General features: G+C 67.4%; 15 protein-coding genes. 4 read left to right on the top strand and 11 right to left on the bottom strand.

Features of this window, described 5'->3' with window-relative positions:
- Positions 1-4: 4 nt before the first annotated feature.
- The 6 genes from OHA10_RS36260 to OHA10_RS36235 all read right to left on the bottom strand — a co-directional run bounded on the left by OHA10_RS36260 (position 5) and on the right by OHA10_RS36235 (position 6,490).
- Positions 5-682 (bottom strand): GntR family transcriptional regulator, encoded by a 678-nt coding sequence (locus OHA10_RS36260; RefSeq protein WP_371403307.1) that lies wholly within the window; start codon positions 680-682, stop codon positions 5-7.
- A gap of 74 nt (positions 683-756) precedes the next feature.
- Positions 757-1,920 (bottom strand): enolase C-terminal domain-like protein, encoded by a 1,164-nt coding sequence (locus tag OHA10_RS36255; protein ID WP_371403306.1) that lies wholly within the window; start codon positions 1,918-1,920, stop codon positions 757-759.
- A 17-nt stretch (positions 1,921-1,937) separates the two neighbouring features.
- Positions 1,938-2,840: a carbohydrate ABC transporter permease gene (locus OHA10_RS36250; protein ID WP_371403305.1), complete on the bottom strand. Its 903-nt coding sequence runs from the start codon at positions 2,838-2,840 to the stop codon at positions 1,938-1,940.
- A gap of 21 nt (positions 2,841-2,861) precedes the next feature.
- Entirely contained in the window at positions 2,862-3,782 is a 921-nt protein-coding gene (locus OHA10_RS36245) for a carbohydrate ABC transporter permease (RefSeq protein WP_371403304.1), read from the bottom strand.
- Between the two features lie 4 nt (positions 3,783-3,786).
- Complete coding sequence (locus OHA10_RS36240) at positions 3,787-5,109, bottom strand: hypothetical protein (RefSeq protein ID WP_371403303.1); 1,323 nt, start codon at positions 5,107-5,109, stop codon at positions 3,787-3,789.
- Positions 5,110-5,152: 43 nt separating this feature from the next.
- A complete protein-coding gene (locus tag OHA10_RS36235; RefSeq protein WP_371403302.1) occupies positions 5,153-6,490 on the bottom strand; it encodes an extracellular solute-binding protein in 1,338 nt (445 codons plus the stop codon).
- Positions 6,491-6,627: 137 nt separating this feature from the next.
- On the opposite strand from OHA10_RS36235, the gene OHA10_RS36230 reads away from it, so the two are divergent.
- Positions 6,628-7,464, top strand: coding sequence for a hydroxypyruvate isomerase family protein (locus OHA10_RS36230; RefSeq protein ID WP_371403301.1), 837 nt, complete (start codon positions 6,628-6,630; stop codon positions 7,462-7,464).
- A gap of 48 nt (positions 7,465-7,512) precedes the next feature.
- Positions 7,513-7,947, top strand: coding sequence for an SRPBCC family protein (locus OHA10_RS36225; protein ID WP_371403300.1), 435 nt, complete (start codon positions 7,513-7,515; stop codon positions 7,945-7,947).
- Here the strand turns inward: OHA10_RS36225 and OHA10_RS36220 are convergent.
- Positions 7,924-8,364, bottom strand: a complete 441-nt coding sequence (locus tag OHA10_RS36220; RefSeq protein WP_371403299.1) for an SRPBCC domain-containing protein — start codon at positions 8,362-8,364, stop codon at positions 7,924-7,926. The genes OHA10_RS36225 and OHA10_RS36220 overlap by 24 nt on opposite strands.
- Before the next feature lie 109 nt (positions 8,365-8,473).
- On the opposite strand from OHA10_RS36220, the gene OHA10_RS36215 reads away from it, so the two are divergent.
- Positions 8,474-9,718 (top strand): protein kinase, encoded by a 1,245-nt coding sequence (locus OHA10_RS36215; RefSeq protein WP_371403298.1) that lies wholly within the window; start codon positions 8,474-8,476, stop codon positions 9,716-9,718.
- A 19-nt stretch (positions 9,719-9,737) separates the two neighbouring features.
- Here the strand turns inward: OHA10_RS36215 and OHA10_RS36210 are convergent, their stop codons facing one another.
- Both OHA10_RS36210 and OHA10_RS36205 read right to left on the bottom strand, forming a co-directional pair.
- Positions 9,738-10,109, bottom strand: coding sequence for a DUF1398 family protein (locus OHA10_RS36210; RefSeq protein ID WP_371403297.1), 372 nt, complete (start codon positions 10,107-10,109; stop codon positions 9,738-9,740).
- Positions 10,110-10,410: 301 nt separating this feature from the next.
- Positions 10,411-11,823 (bottom strand): MFS transporter, encoded by a 1,413-nt coding sequence (locus OHA10_RS36205; protein WP_371403296.1) that lies wholly within the window; start codon positions 11,821-11,823, stop codon positions 10,411-10,413.
- 46 nt (positions 11,824-11,869) lie between these two features.
- On the opposite strand from OHA10_RS36205, the gene OHA10_RS36200 reads away from it, so the two are divergent.
- Entirely contained in the window at positions 11,870-12,304 is a 435-nt protein-coding gene (locus tag OHA10_RS36200) for a MarR family winged helix-turn-helix transcriptional regulator (RefSeq protein ID WP_371403295.1), read from the top strand.
- 4 nt (positions 12,305-12,308) lie between these two features.
- Here OHA10_RS36200 and OHA10_RS36195 read toward each other — a convergent pair whose 3' ends face one another.
- Complete coding sequence (locus tag OHA10_RS36195) at positions 12,309-13,250, bottom strand: aldo/keto reductase (RefSeq protein WP_371403294.1); 942 nt, start codon at positions 13,248-13,250, stop codon at positions 12,309-12,311.
- Between the two features lie 88 nt (positions 13,251-13,338).
- Positions 13,339-13,701 carry a MerR family transcriptional regulator gene (locus OHA10_RS36190; RefSeq protein WP_371403293.1) on the bottom strand — a complete coding sequence of 121 codons (363 nt, stop codon included), beginning with the start codon at positions 13,699-13,701 and terminating at the stop codon, positions 13,339-13,341.
- Positions 13,702-13,723 lie beyond the last annotated feature (22 nt).

Genomic DNA, 13,723 nt, shown 5'->3' with positions numbered 1-13,723 from the left:
CGTGCTACGCGCCGACCTTGTTCCGCTCCTGCGCTGCCTTGATGTCGGACAGCAGGGTGTCGCGGCAGTTGTGCAGGTCGGTCAGCAGGGCTTCGACCGCCTCGTCCGGGTTGCCGCCGCGGATTGCCTCGAGGATGGCGGCGTGGCGGTCGGTCAGGCCGATGAGGTCGAGGCCGGCGTGCGCGCGCACCTGGGCGATGCACAGTTGCGTCTCGCCCATCACCGACTCGTGCATGCGGCGCAGGCGCGCGCTGCCGGTGGCGGCGACCAGGGCCCGGTGCAGGGAGATGTCGGCCTCGGTGTGTTCGGTGTGCTCCTCGCGCTCGGCCGCCATCCGCATCAGCGCCAACGAGCGGTCGGCATCACCTGGCACTTCGCTACGGTTCGCGAGCGTGATCACCGCCCGGGACTCGATCGGCTCCCGGCTGAAGTACAGGTCACTGACATCGTCGGCGGACAGCTGGGGGACCACAGCCGTACGGCGTGGTCCCCGGCGCAGCAGGCCTTCGTTGGTGAGCCGGTCCAGCGCGGCCTTGGCGGTCGGGCGCGCGACGGAGTACCGATTCGCGACCCAGATCTCGGAGAGTTTCTCGTTCGGTGGGATGTCGCCGGCGATGATCTGCTTGCGCATTGCCTTCACCAGTGAGTCGGTCAGCGAGGTGTTCTCCAGCTCGACAGTCACTCCCACCGCCTCCTTGCGTTCATCCGGCCCGATGTGCGCATCCTAATTGCTCATCTGCCTGACAGGTTTACCGGCTACTTGAACACTGTACGGTCCGCGTTCAGCGTGCCGATCCGATCCCAGTCAAAGGTGACGCCGAGTCCCGGGCCCGGAGGCACGCCGACGCACCCGTCGTCACCGACCGCGGACAGATCGTCGGCATAGTCGTCCGCGAAGACGTCCGGGATCGACGGGTTGCCGGTGGTCGGGTCCAGCAGCCCGAGCTCGTAGTAGTTGGCGTTCCGGATCGCGGCCATGCAGTGGCGCTGCGCCGGACCGGCCGCGTGCACCTCCAGGTCCAGTCCGAGCGCCTCGGCCGCGTGCGCGGTCTTCATCACCCCGGTGATGCCGACGTCGAGCTCAGGATCCGCGCGGAGGAAGTCGGTCGCACCGTCGAGGGCGATCGCGGTCCGCAGTTCCAGGCCGCGGACGAACTCGGTGATGAGCAGCGGCGTACGGACCCGTTGACGCAGGATCTGATGGGCGAGCGGGGCGTCGCCGCGCATCGGGTCCTCCCACCAGTAGGCGCCGACCTCGTCGCAGAATCGCCCGAGCTTGAGGGCCTCCGCGAGTGTGGGCAGGCTCTTGCCGGGGTCGGTCATGATGTCGCTGCGGCCGCCCGACCCCTCGGCCGTGGCGCCGAAGATCTCGATCTCGTCCTTGGCGGTACCGGCCGACCGGCCGTGGATCTTGAAGCCCGGCACACCCCGCCGCGCGCACTCGTCGGCGAAATCGCGGTAGCTGGCCGCGGTCGCGAGCGTGCCGAGCCCGTGCCCGCCGCCCACCGTGCTGACGTACGCCGGGAGCCGATCACGGAACCGCCCGAGCAGGTGGGAGATCCCCAGGCCGGCCAGCTTGCCGGCCACGTCCCACAGCGCGATGTCGATCGCCCCGGCGCCGATCCGGTCGGTCTTGGCGAAACCGCCGTTGAAGCTGTCCCAGATCGCCTCGCGGTCGTGGACGTCACGACCGACGAGACTCGCCGCCATCGCCTTGACCTGCGCGATCGCGTACGGCGGGGCGCTCCACAGCACGACGTACCCGCCCTCGGCGCCGTCGTCGGTGCGGATCCGGATCCCGAACCGGCGCGTCGTCCGGCTGGGCGGGGTCGCCGCGGTCCGTGGCTCACCCATCCGGTCGTAGCGGCGTACAACCGTGTGGTCGAACTCGATCAGCTCAACCTCGGTGATGATGGACATGGACCTCCTGTCCGGACCTACTTGAGGCCGGTCGTCGCGATGCCCTGGGTCAGGGCCTTCTGGGCGAACAGGAACACGGCGAACACCGGGACCAGCGTGACGATCGACATCGCGAACAGCGCGCCGTAGTTGCTGAGCCCGGCCGAGTCGGAGAAGGTGCTCAACCCCAGCGGCACCGTGTAGAGGTCGGGCCGGTTCAGGTAGAGCAGCGGGGTGAAGAAGTCGTTCCACGTCCAGATGAACGTGAAGACGGCCGTGACGCCGATCGCCGGCGTACACAGCGGGAGGATGACGCTCCAGAACGTGCGCAGCGGCCCGCAGCCGTCGATCGCGGCGGCGTCGTCCAACGTGGTCGGCAGCGTGCGCATGAACTGCACCATCAAGAAGATGAAGAACGACTCCACGCCGAGGAACTTCGGCAGGATCAGCGGCACGTAGGTGTCGGTCAGTCCCAGCCTCGAGAAGATCACGTACTGCGGAACGACCGTCACGTGGAACGGCAGCATGATGGTTGCGAGCATGATCGCGAACATCGGTCCGCGGAACCTGAACCGCAACCGGGCGAACGCGTACGCGGCCAGCGTGCACGAGACGAGGTTGCCGACGATGCACGCGATCGCGACGATCATCGAGTTCAGCATGAACCGGCCGAACGGGATGCCGAGCGAGTCCCAGCCGTCGAGGTAGTTGGCCAGCGTCAGCTTCCCGCCGCCGGTGCCGTCGCCGAAGATGTCGCTGTTGTTCATGAACGACCGGGTCAGCATCCAGATCAGCGGATAGATCATGATGATGCCGAAGGCAACCAGCAGGAGATGGCGCCAGCCTCGCCGCAGGAGCCACTCCAGCAGGGCCGAGCCGGTTCGCTGTCCCCGCCGGCCGGACTCGTGTGCCGCCGCGGGAGCGGATGGAAGAGTGGTCACCGTATCTGTCCTCATCGGGGATCAGTCCTCGTAGTGAACCCAGTAGCGGGCCGCGACGAAGTTGATGGCGGTCAGCATGCCGATCACGACGAACAGGATCCACGCGAGCGCGCTCGCGTAGCCCATCTCGAAGTTCTTGAAGCCGGTCACGAACAGGTACAGCGTGTAGAACAGCGTCGAGTTCGACGGGCCGCCGGTTCCCGCCGAGATGATGTACGCCTGGGTGAAGGCCTGGAAGGAGCCGATCAGCTGCAGGATCAGGTTGAAGAACACGACCGGACTGAGCAGCGGCAGGATCACTGACGTGAACCGGCGCCACGCTCCGGCGCCGTCGACCTTGGCCGCTTCCACCAGCTCCTCGGGGATCTGCCGCAATCCGGCCAGGAAGATGATCATCGGCGAGCCGAACGTCCACACGTGCAGGATGATCAGCGTGTCCAGCGCGTGTGCGGGCTCGGAGATCCAGGACCCCATCTGGATCCCGAGCTTGCCCGCCAGCTCCGGCACCAGTCCGGTGCTCGAGAACAGCTGCCGCCACAGCACCGCCACCGCCACGCTGCCACCCAGCAGCGAGGGCAGGTAGTACACCGACCGGTACAGCGCCAGCCCTCGCACGCCTTGGTTGAGGAGAACGGCGATCGCCAGCGCGAAGGCCAGTTGCAGTGGAACCGAGATGAAGACGTACTTCGCCGTCACGCCCGCCGCCGCGAGGAAGTCCGGATCGCCGAACATCCGCCGGTAGTTCTCCAGTCCGGTGAACCGGGGAGAGTCTCCTAGCCGGTAGTCGGTGAAGGACAGATACAGCGAGGTGACCATGGGGACGAGCGTGATCAGCAGCACGCCCGCCATCCACGGCAGCAGGAAGAGGTAGGCGATCCGCGATCGCCGGCCCGGGGAGGGGCGGTCCCGGGTAGCCTGCTGGACCTCGTTGATCAGAGCCATCGCGCTAGTCCACCGATGCCTCGGGCAACGGCTGCCAGTCGCGCTGCTGCCCCTCCCAGCGGTGCAGACCGATCCGGACCGCGTCGAGCCGTTCCATCGTCGCGCCGTCGTAGTGCCCCAGCGAGAGGCCGTCCGCACCGGCGTCGACGGCTGCCTTGACGCTGTCGGTGAGCGTCTGGGTGGTCGCGTTCGGACGTACTCCGAGAGCCGCGATCAACTGCTGGTCCTCGCGGAGCGCCCGGCGGCATTTCATCAGCTTGGCTCGCTTCGTCGCTACCCCTTCGGCGGTGCCGAGCTGATCGGAGTAGTCGGACTCGCGGACCGAGTCGACGTAGGTGAAGGCGGACGCGAAGTCCAGGCCCGCGCGCTCCGGCGACGCCATGTACGTGTTGTAGCGGAACTCGACCGGCCGTCCGGCGCTGGCCAGCGCCTCGCGGACCAGCGAGAACAACCGGTTGACCGAGCGCTTGCGGAACTGCAGCCACGCGGTGAATGCCTCGTTCTCGACCAGCAGGGCCGATTCGGTGTAGTTGGACTCGTCGAGCAGTTGGCGCTCGTGCAGCTCTTCCAGCCCGATCCGGCGGGAGAGATTGGCCAGGTGCGTGACTTCGTGGACGACGGCATCCCAGTCCAGGCCCTCCTCGGTGGCCTTCGCTCGACACGCGTCGCAGAAACAGCCGCCGGTCGCGACCGCGAGCAGTTGCTGCCACGACGTCGGGCCGAAGCTGTGCGTCCCGCCGTCGTCGCGTCCGGCGCCGAACAGGACCAAGCAGGTCTGCACGTAGTCGACGTCGTGGTTGGCGGCGATGTCGGCGAACAACCCGTAGAGATAGTCCTGTACGTCGGGGTTGTTCAGGCAGGGGAGTGCGCGCTGAGCCTCGACAGCTTCGAACGCCCCGACGATATTGCCGTACACATCGCGCTGCAGTACGTCGGAGAGGTTCTCCCGCGCGTACTGCGCGTCGATGATCGTGTGCGAGATCTCGCACCCGGTCCGCATGCCGCGTCGCCGGGCGGCGGTGATCAACTCGTCGAGCCAGTCGCGGCCGATCAGGAAGTCCCGCTCGGTCGTCAGCGGCTTGATCCGCTTGTACTTGCCGGGGTCCGGCGCCCAGTACGCCCGGCTGTCCTCCGGCACGTAGTACCGGCGAACGGGATTGTGCGGGTAGTGCCGGGCATGGAGCGGCCGCTTCTCCTTGTGCATCAGGCCGACGAGGTACGCCGAATTCACCTCCGCGCGGCTGCTCAGGACGTCGAGGATGTGGTCGATGCCCTCGTCGGCCAGGTCCCACGGATACAGGCTGGCGGCGATCTCGGTCAGTGGCATAGCTGTCCTTCCGCGCGTTCGGTGTGACTCGGTGGGGGTACGGCTACTTCTTGAGGAGCTTGGTCCGCAGGTCGCCGAAGATCAGGTCGACGGTCTGCGGGATCGACGCCTTGTCGTAGCCGAGGTTCTGCCAGGCCTTGACCATGTCGCTGGTGAAGGCTCCCGAGGTGGGCAGGCCGTTGCGTACCGGCAGACTCTTGGCCTCGGCCTCGAAGCCGATGTAGGTGAGGAACTGTTTCTCGGCGTCGGTCACGGAGGAGGCGATGGCGTCGCGTACGGCCTTGGTCGGGGGCGAGCCGATCGTCGTACCGACGATCTTGGCGCGATCGACGTCGTTGAGCAGGTAGTCGGCGAACTTCAGCGCCGCGTCCGGGTTCTTCGTCTTGGCGGCGACGCACAGCATGTTCGGCGAGAGCTCGATCGCCTTGTTGCCGGATCCGCCGTTGCCCGGGCAGGGCATCAGCACCAGCGGGTCCTTGGTCAGACCCTGCAACTCGAGCATCTGGTTGGAGTTGCGCATGTGGTACGCCGCCAGCCCGCGGATCATCGGAGCCCCTTCGAAATAAGGGTTCTGCTCCAGAGCCAGCGCGGCCGGAACCGACGCCTTGGTGTCGCGCAGGTTCTTCCAGTACGTCAGCCACTCGGTCATCAGGTCCTTGGTGAAGCCGAGGTCTCCGCTCGCGGCCCACATGTCCTGGTCGTGCTGCCGGGCGTACGCGCCGAACCAGTCGGCCGCGCCGCCGGTGTTGGGGTCGTCGGTGCCGAAGAACTTCGCGCCCTTGGCGGCGTGGATCTTCGCGCTGATCTGCGCGTACTCGTCCCAGCTGTAGGAGTCCGGGTAGTTCTTCACCGGTACGCCGACCTCGTCGAGGATGTTCTTCTTGGCGAACAGACCGATCGACTGCAACCCGTGGGTCATCGCGTACTGCTTGCCGTCGATCTGTCCCGGCGCCTTGATCGCGTCGGTGAAACCGGCGTCGGCGATACCCTTGCCGGCGCCCAGATGCGGAGTCAGGTCCATGACGTGCCCGCCGGCGACGAGTTGCGGCAGCAGGTCGCCGGTCACCCAGAACACGTCCGGGAGGTTGTTGCCCGACATCGCGACGGTGAGCTTGGTCTCGATTGCGTCGATATCGCCGAACTCGGGGCTGACCTTGATCGAGGGGTTCTTGTCGGTGAACGCCGTACACGCCTTCTGGAAACGTTTCACTCGGTCGTCGGAACCCCAGAACATGAATCGAAGGGAGGCCGACTTGGACGAGCCGGAGCCGGTCGAACCGCCGCAGGCGGCGAGGACCGGAGCGGCGAGCGCGGCGGCGCCGATCCCACCGGCGAGTCGGAGGACGGAGCGGCGCGAGATGGAGGGGAGCGGGGAGGACATCGCCATCACCTTTTTCGCTCGGCGGATCGGAGGTTGCGGCTCCGGTGCGCAAGGGGATGTTCCTGCGATCCATCGTTAGTTCGGCAAACTTGTCTGTCAAGATTGCAGGCCAGGCGAGTTTGCAGGAGAGTAGTGATATGCCGACTCTCCCGCTCAGCGCGAACATCTCGATCATGTTCACCGAGCTGCCCTACCTGGCTCGTCCGGCGGCGGCCCGGGCGGCGGGCTTCGAACACGTCGAGAGCTGGTGGCCGTTTCCTGAGCCCGCCACGTCGGGGGAGCAGGTGGACGCGTTGGTCGATGCGCTGGAACGAGCCGGCGTCGCACTGTCCGGGTTGAACTTCTTCGGCGGCGACATGCCCGCGGGGGAGCGAGGTGTCGCGTGCCGGCCCGACCGCCAGCAGGAACTGGCCGTCAACATCGAGCAGCTGGTCGGGATCGCTCGGCGTACCGGTTGCCGCGCGTTCAATCTGCTGTACGGCCAGCTGGACGATCGGTGGTCGGTCGCCGAGCAGCGGGACACCGCGATCCAGGCCGTACGGGCGGCCGCGTCGGCGGTGGCGAAGATCGACGGAACTGTGCTGCTGGAGCCGCTGGCTCGCGGCTTGAACGGCTCGTATCCGCTGGTCGACGGCGACGACGTGATCGACCTGCTAGAAGGTCCGCTCCGCTCGACGCCGAACGTCCGGCTGCTGTTCGACCTCTTCCACCTCGGCAGCAACCAGGTCGAGCTGGTGGCGGCTGCGGATCGGATGGCGCCGTGGATCGGCCACGTCCAGCTGGCCGACAGCCCGGGGCGGGGTGAGCCGGGCAGCGGTGACCTGCCGATCGAGGCGACCGTGAACGCCCTCGTCGCCGCCGGCTACCGCGGCATGATCGCCGCGGAGTACCGGCCGACCCGGCCGACCGGCGAGACGCTCGGCTGGGTGGACCGGCTGGACTCGATCCGGCTCAACCCGGCTCAGCCCGGCTGATCGGCGCCCGAGCAGGGTCCGCGGTGAGATCGGGGTACCGGGGTGGGTATGAGCGAGAACGAATGTCTGATCGAGGCGAGTGTCGAGGACGTGTTCGCGGTTCTCACCGACGGGTGGTCGTACGCCGCGTGGGTGGTCGGAGCGTCCAGGATCCGGGACGTGGACCCGCCGTGGCCGGAGGCGGGTGGCCGGATCCACCACTCGGTCGGGGCCTGGCCGTTCCTGCTGGACGACACGACGGTGTCGATGGAGTACGAGCCGCTGCGCCGGCTACGCCTGCAGATCCGGGCCTGGCCGGTCGGCGCCGGTGAGGTGGAGTTCCGGGCGACGGAGACAGCGGGCGGGTGCCGGCTCGTGATGACCGAGAAGGCAGTCAGCGGACCGGCCGCGTTGCTGCCGTCCGCGGTCGCCGACATGATGCTGCACCGGCGGAACTCCGAGGCTCTCCGGCGACTGAAGCTACTCGCCGAGAAACCGTCCTGAACGATCCTGGACCGCTTGCTCGAGGTGGTGCAGGGCGGCGTTCCAGAACACGTCGTAGTACGCGAGCCGGCTCGGATGGATACCGCCCTGCGTGAGGATCAGGTGGGATCCGTGCTCGGCCGGGACCACGTCCACAAGGACCGTGGTCGGGTGGTGCGGTGGGTCGTTGAAGGCAGCCTGGAAGTAGTGCGGCGGCTCACAGGTGGTCACCATGCCGGTCTGCTGGGGGTGTGCGTCGGCCGCGACCAGGAATCCGCCGTACTGCGTGTCGCTCAGCACCGTTCTGCCGAGCCAACCGCTGAGAAGCTCGGGGTTGGTGATCAGGTTCCACAGGCGATCCGCGTCACAATCCAGCGTTCTGACGTACCTGAGCTGCGGCGCTTGCGCTGTCCGTTCTGCATACGTTGTCTGCGCCATGCTTCCCCAGTGCCCATCCTGGCCCGCGGTAGTCGTTGGCCTTGGGCAAGCAACTTGCCGGCGGGCGATTGACGATGGGTACCGGCCCGGGGTGAGACGAGCAGGGGAGGTGATCGCGCGCAGGTACCGAACCGGCGCGATCATCGGTCGTGGCGGGATGGGTGAGGTGTACCGCGCGCACGATCTCGTGCTCGGCCGTGAGGTCGCGGTGAAGGTGATGTTGCCGGTCGAGGGCACGCTCGCCGCGTCGGAGCGGTTCCTGCGTGAGGCGCGGGCGATCGCGCGGTTGTCCGATCCGCACGTGGTCGCCGCCTACGACTTCGGTGAGTACGAGGACCGCTTCTACCTGGCGATGGAGCTGGTCGACGGCCACACCGTGGGGGAGGAGCTCAGGTGCTCGGGACCGTTCAGCCCTGACCGGGCCAGGTCGATCGTCCGGCAGGCCGCGGCCGGTCTCGCGACCGCACACCGCGAAGGGATCGTGCATCGCGACATCAAGCCGGACAACCTGTTGCTCACCCGTGACGGCTCGGTGAAGGTCGCGGACTTCGGCATCGTCCGGTTCCTCCAGGACACGCCGACGACCCTGACCGCGGGCGGGCAACTCGTCGGCACCACTCACTTCTTGTCGCCGGAACGTGCTCTGGGCAAGCCCGCCGAGCCTCCGTCCGACATCTATGCGCTCGGGTGTGTGCTCTACCAGCTCGTGACCGGGCATCCGCCGTTCCTGGGCGAGAACCCGGCGTCGGTGATGTTCCAGCACGTCCAGCGAGAGCCGATGCCACCGAGTGAGGTCCGGCCCGATCTCCCGCGCGACATCGACGAGCTGGTCCTCTGGATGCTCGCCAAGGATGCCTCTCGCCGGCCGACCGCAGCCGAGCTCGCGGACGGTGCGATACCGCCGCCCACCACCACGCCGCCCACCACCACGCCGCCCACCACCACGCCGCCCACCACCACGCCGCCCACCACCACGGCGACCATGGCGCCGGCTCCACCGGTGCCGGCCCCGGTACGTCGGAAGTCGGCGAAGCCCGCTCTCGCCGGCGCCGTCGCGGCAACCGTTCTCGCGACTGTGGTCGGCATCGTCCTCGCGACCAGATCTCCGGAGCTGCCGCCGGCCAATAACCTTGCTCCTAGCAACAATCCGACCAGCACGGCTCCCTCGGTTCCGCCGAAGCCGTCGCCGTCACCGACCCGCGCCCTGGTTCGCACCACGACGATCCCCCCTCGGCCTCCTGTTCCGCCGCACACGGTCGAACCCACACGATCCCGGACGAAACCGTCCCAGCCCAACCGGCCTGGCAAACCCACACAAACCCATTCGAAGGGCCCGAAGAAGCCCAAGTCCTGAGTGCTTCGCCTGTCTACGGCTACTTGATGTCCTCTTCGAGGAGCGCGTTTCCCGCTTTGTCCAGATAGGTGATCGTCAGGGCGTGGGTGTCGAAGACCCACTTCTCGATGCCGCTGTCGGCGAGGGCCTTGGACATCTTCACGTAGTCGGTCTCCTCGAGGGCCGCGGTCAGCATCGTTCGATCGCTCACCTCGGCGATCGTGAACCTCTCGTGGGCCGGAGGAGTCGAGACGACGTAGCCGTCCGCGCCGTGATGCTCGGTGTGCCCGTCCGTCACGAACGACACGGACTGCTCGACGCCGATGTCCTTCAGGGCGTTCAGGTAGGCAGGGAGTGTCGTCGCCTTGCCGAGCGTGTCATGGATCTCGTTGATCTGATCGATCGTGAACATGGTCACCTGTTCGGTCGGCAGGGGGTGGAGCCCTGGAGAAGGGTGTTGACGCCAAGGCGGAAGCGGCGGTTGGTGGACTGTTTGGAGGCGCCGAGGCGTTCGGCGTTCTCGGCGGCGGCCATGCGGGCGCGCCGACAGCACCAAGCATGCCTGGTGGGATCGGACGATCATGGCACGACCGTCAACCCGAGACGCATCTTGCGCCGGCCGCCGGTGGTCGATACCAGCTATCTCGTGCAGAAGGTCTACAGCGCTCGAGCCGTGGTTGCATCGCGTGGAGATCCGGGCCGAGGAGGAGCCGCTACCAGGTGCCGCGGTGGTCCGGTACCAGGAAGGCGATCGGGATCATCAGGAGCAGGATCGCGGCGAAGACGACGAAACTGTGGGCCTGGGTGGTGCCGGCGTCGGTGGCGTGGTTGAGGATCGCGGTGGTGATCGACACGGCCACGATCCCGCCGGACTGACGGAACATGCCGCGCAGACCGGCGATCGCGGAGATCTGGTCCGGCGCGAGCTGCAGACTGGCGTTGTTGGACGCCGGGATGGACAGCCCCATGCCGATACCGGTGATACCCGCGGCCATCGCCAGCCAGGCGTACGGCGTGAGGCCGTGCGGGGCCACCGACATCAGCGTCATCCCGCCCGCGACCAGCACGAAGCCGCCGATCATCGGAGCCCGGTATCCGGTCCGGCGGAGCGCGAACACCGCGAGTCCCGCGACGCAGATCATCCCGACTGCCCTTGCCGTCAGCAACGTTCCGGCCTGGAGCGGCTGGATGCCGTACCGCGATTCCGCGTACAGGGGGACGAGGGCGCCGAAACCGAGCATGGCCGCGCCGAACAGGAAGTTGATCAGGTTCATCGCGCCGAAGCCGCGGCCGCGCAGCAGACTGACCGGGATGAAGGGTGCGGCATGCCGGTTCGCGTGCCGGACGAACAGGAAACCGAGCGCCAGCGCGATCACCATCGACACGATGAACAGCGGATCGGTCGGCTCCGCACCCGCGCTGCCGAGCGAACTGATCCCGTACATGCCGAACAGCATCGTCACCGCGAGCAGGGCGGCGCCGGTCCCGTCGATCCGGGCGGCGGCCTTCGGTGCGCTGCTCGGGATGAACTTCAGGCCGAGCACGATCAGCAGCAGACCGATCGGGATGTTCACCACGAAGATCTCGCGCCAGGACCAGTACGTGACGATGATGCCGCCGATGATCGGGCCGATGATGCCGCCGATCGGGAAGATCGAGGTGAACATGCCGATCGCGCGATCGCGGTCGCGGCCGAACTGTTCGGCCACGATGCCGGTCGCGGTCGGCATGAACGCGCCGCCGCCGATCGCCTGGAACGCGCGGAAGATCACCAGCAGGTAGATGTTGTCCGCGAGACTGCAGCACAGCGAGGCGACCGTGAACAGCGCCGCCGCGCCGAGGAAGATCTTCTTCCGCCCGAACTGGTCGCCGAGCCGGCCGGCCAGCGGCATCACGATGATCTGGCCGAGCGCGTAGACCGTGATCGTCCAGCCGCTCCAGGTCAGCTCGGCCTTCAGGTCGCTGCGGATTGCATTCAGCGCCGTCGCCACTATGGTCTGATCGATCGATGCCATCAGCAGGGCGATCGCGACAATGCCGAAGACGAGCCGCCGGTGGGCCAGTGGCTCGCCTGACCCGTCTGCGGCCGGTTCGGTGATCACCGGTGGTGAACTCGACGGTTCCATCGATGAACAGACTACATTGCTTGCTGGCAGGCAATAAAGGGGTGACATGACTGACACCGAGACGTTGAGCAAGCTCCGTGGCGTGATCTCCAAGCTGGCGCGGGAGCTCAACGCCACGGCGACCGACGAGGGCCTGACGCCGACCCAGGCGTCCGTGCTCGGGCTGATCACGTTCCGCGGCCCCCTCGGGCTGACCGAACTGGCTCAGCTCGAGGGGCTCAATCCGACCATGTTGTCCCGGGTGGTGGGCCGGCTGACCGAGCTCGAGCTGATCCAGCGCGACCCGAATCCAGACGACCTGCGCGCGGTCCGCGTCGAAGCCACCGACGCCGGCCGCCAGCTGCACGAACGCGTCAAACTGCTCCGCACCGAGGCCCTCGGCGCCTGCCTGGACCAGCTCCCGGAAGCATCCGCCCAGACGATCATCGACGCGCTCCCGGCCCTCGACGAGCTGGCCCAGACACTCCGTACGAACCGCTGACGGCTCAGCGCACGTCGAGTTCCTTGAGCTGGTCCTCGGTGAGGGTCAGCGCGGTCGCGTCGAGGGCTGCGTCCAGCTGGTGGAGTTTGCTGCCGCCGAGCATCGGGCGGATGCCTTGGGCAATCAGCCAGGCGAGGACGACCTGGCCGCGGGACATGCCGGTCTGCCGGGCGACCTCGTCCAGCGCTTCGAGACGACGGGTGTTCCCCAGGTGGTCGTACACCTCGGGAATCTGCTTGTCCGGGTTGTCGTACGCGCCGGCCAGCAGCGGGGTGTAGGCCCAGACCTCCATCCGGTGTTCACGAGCGTGGTCGAGCTGCTCCTCGCTGAGTTGCCCGAACGGGTGCGCCGTGTCCTCGGGGAGCGTGCCAGGGCGGACCCGCAGATAGGTGGCGCTGAGCTGCAGCGCGTCGATCGGCGTGAAGCCCTTGGAGATGGCGTGGGCACGGGCACGTTCGACCCGCCAGGCGGGGTGGTTCGATGCGCCGACGCGTCGTACCTTGCCGGTTTCGTTGAGTTCGGCGATGGCGTCGACGGTTTCCTCGATCGGCGTACGACGGTCCTCCTGATGGAGCCACAGCAGGTCCACCTGGTCGATGCCGAGCCGCTCGAGGCTGCCGGCGAACGCGTCGTGGATCGCGCGCCGGCTCAGGCCCGCGCGGTGAGCGGGCCACGAGCCGGCCCACAGCGGTTCCGCGCCGATCTTGGTGGCGATGCGGATCCGATCGCGTACGCCGGGCCGCGCGGCCAGCCATCGACCGAGCACGCGCTCGCTGGCGCCGCCGCGCCCGTCGTCACTGGCCCAGAACGCATAACAGTCGGCGGTGTCGATCCAGACACCACCACGCTCGACGAACCGATCGAGCAACGCGAACGACGTGTCCTCGTCGACCGCCGTACCAAACATCATCGCGCCGAGCACCAAAGGGGAGGTAGGAAAAGTCATACCAACGACGATCCAACCTGGAGCGCACACCAGGTCAACCCCACCCGACCGAGCCATGTCCCGAGCAAAGAAGAGATCTACGAGAGACTTACTTTTCGAGTTGGTCGCGGTACCAGGTGGCCTTTTCCTGGAGGCGGGTGCGTTGGGACTCGAGTTCGGCGATGCGGCTCTCTACGACTCTGGTGTGTTCCTCGATGAGGGCGAGGCGTTCGGGCATTGTTTCGTCGGAGCGGGCGAGTTCGCCGTAGCGGCGGAGGCGCTCGATCGGCATGCCGGTGTCGCGTAGGCAGCGCAGGAAGTCGAGCATCGCCAGATCGTCGTCGGAGTACTGTCTGCGGCCGCCCGAGTTGCGTGCCACCGGCGGGAGGATGCCCTCCCGCTCGTAGTAGCGCAACGTGTCGATGCTGAACCCGGACCGCTCAGCCGCCTCTGCCGGACCGTACGTCGTCATACGTCGAGCCTAAACCGGCCGA

The organism is Kribbella sp. NBC_00662, assembly GCF_041430295.1.
Classification (GTDB): domain Bacteria; phylum Actinomycetota; class Actinomycetes; order Propionibacteriales; family Kribbellaceae; genus Kribbella.
This window is presented reverse-complemented; position numbering and strand designations above follow the sequence as displayed.

Coding starts and splice junctions, on each gene's coding strand:
- OHA10_RS36210 (WP_371403297.1), bottom strand. CDS start 10,109: ATGTTCACGATCGATCAGATCAACGAGATCCATGACACGCTCGGCAAG.
- OHA10_RS36230 (WP_371403301.1), top strand. CDS start 6,628: ATGCCGACTCTCCCGCTCAGCGCGAACATCTCGATCATGTTCACCGAG.
- OHA10_RS36255 (WP_371403306.1), bottom strand. CDS start 1,920: ATGTCCATCATCACCGAGGTTGAGCTGATCGAGTTCGACCACACGGTT.
- OHA10_RS36190 (WP_371403293.1), bottom strand. CDS start 13,701: ATGACGACGTACGGTCCGGCAGAGGCGGCTGAGCGGTCCGGGTTCAGC.
- OHA10_RS36205 (WP_371403296.1), bottom strand. CDS start 11,823: ATGGAACCGTCGAGTTCACCACCGGTGATCACCGAACCGGCCGCAGAC.
- OHA10_RS36245 (WP_371403304.1), bottom strand. CDS start 3,782: ATGGCTCTGATCAACGAGGTCCAGCAGGCTACCCGGGACCGCCCCTCC.
- OHA10_RS36235 (WP_371403302.1), bottom strand. CDS start 6,490: ATGTCCTCCCCGCTCCCCTCCATCTCGCGCCGCTCCGTCCTCCGACTC.
- OHA10_RS36240 (WP_371403303.1), bottom strand. CDS start 5,109: ATGCCACTGACCGAGATCGCCGCCAGCCTGTATCCGTGGGACCTGGCC.
- OHA10_RS36195 (WP_371403294.1), bottom strand. CDS start 13,250: ATGACTTTTCCTACCTCCCCTTTGGTGCTCGGCGCGATGATGTTTGGT.
- OHA10_RS36225 (WP_371403300.1), top strand. CDS start 7,513: ATGAGCGAGAACGAATGTCTGATCGAGGCGAGTGTCGAGGACGTGTTC.
- OHA10_RS36200 (WP_371403295.1), top strand. CDS start 11,870: ATGACTGACACCGAGACGTTGAGCAAGCTCCGTGGCGTGATCTCCAAG.
- OHA10_RS36220 (WP_371403299.1), bottom strand. CDS start 8,364: ATGGCGCAGACAACGTATGCAGAACGGACAGCGCAAGCGCCGCAGCTC.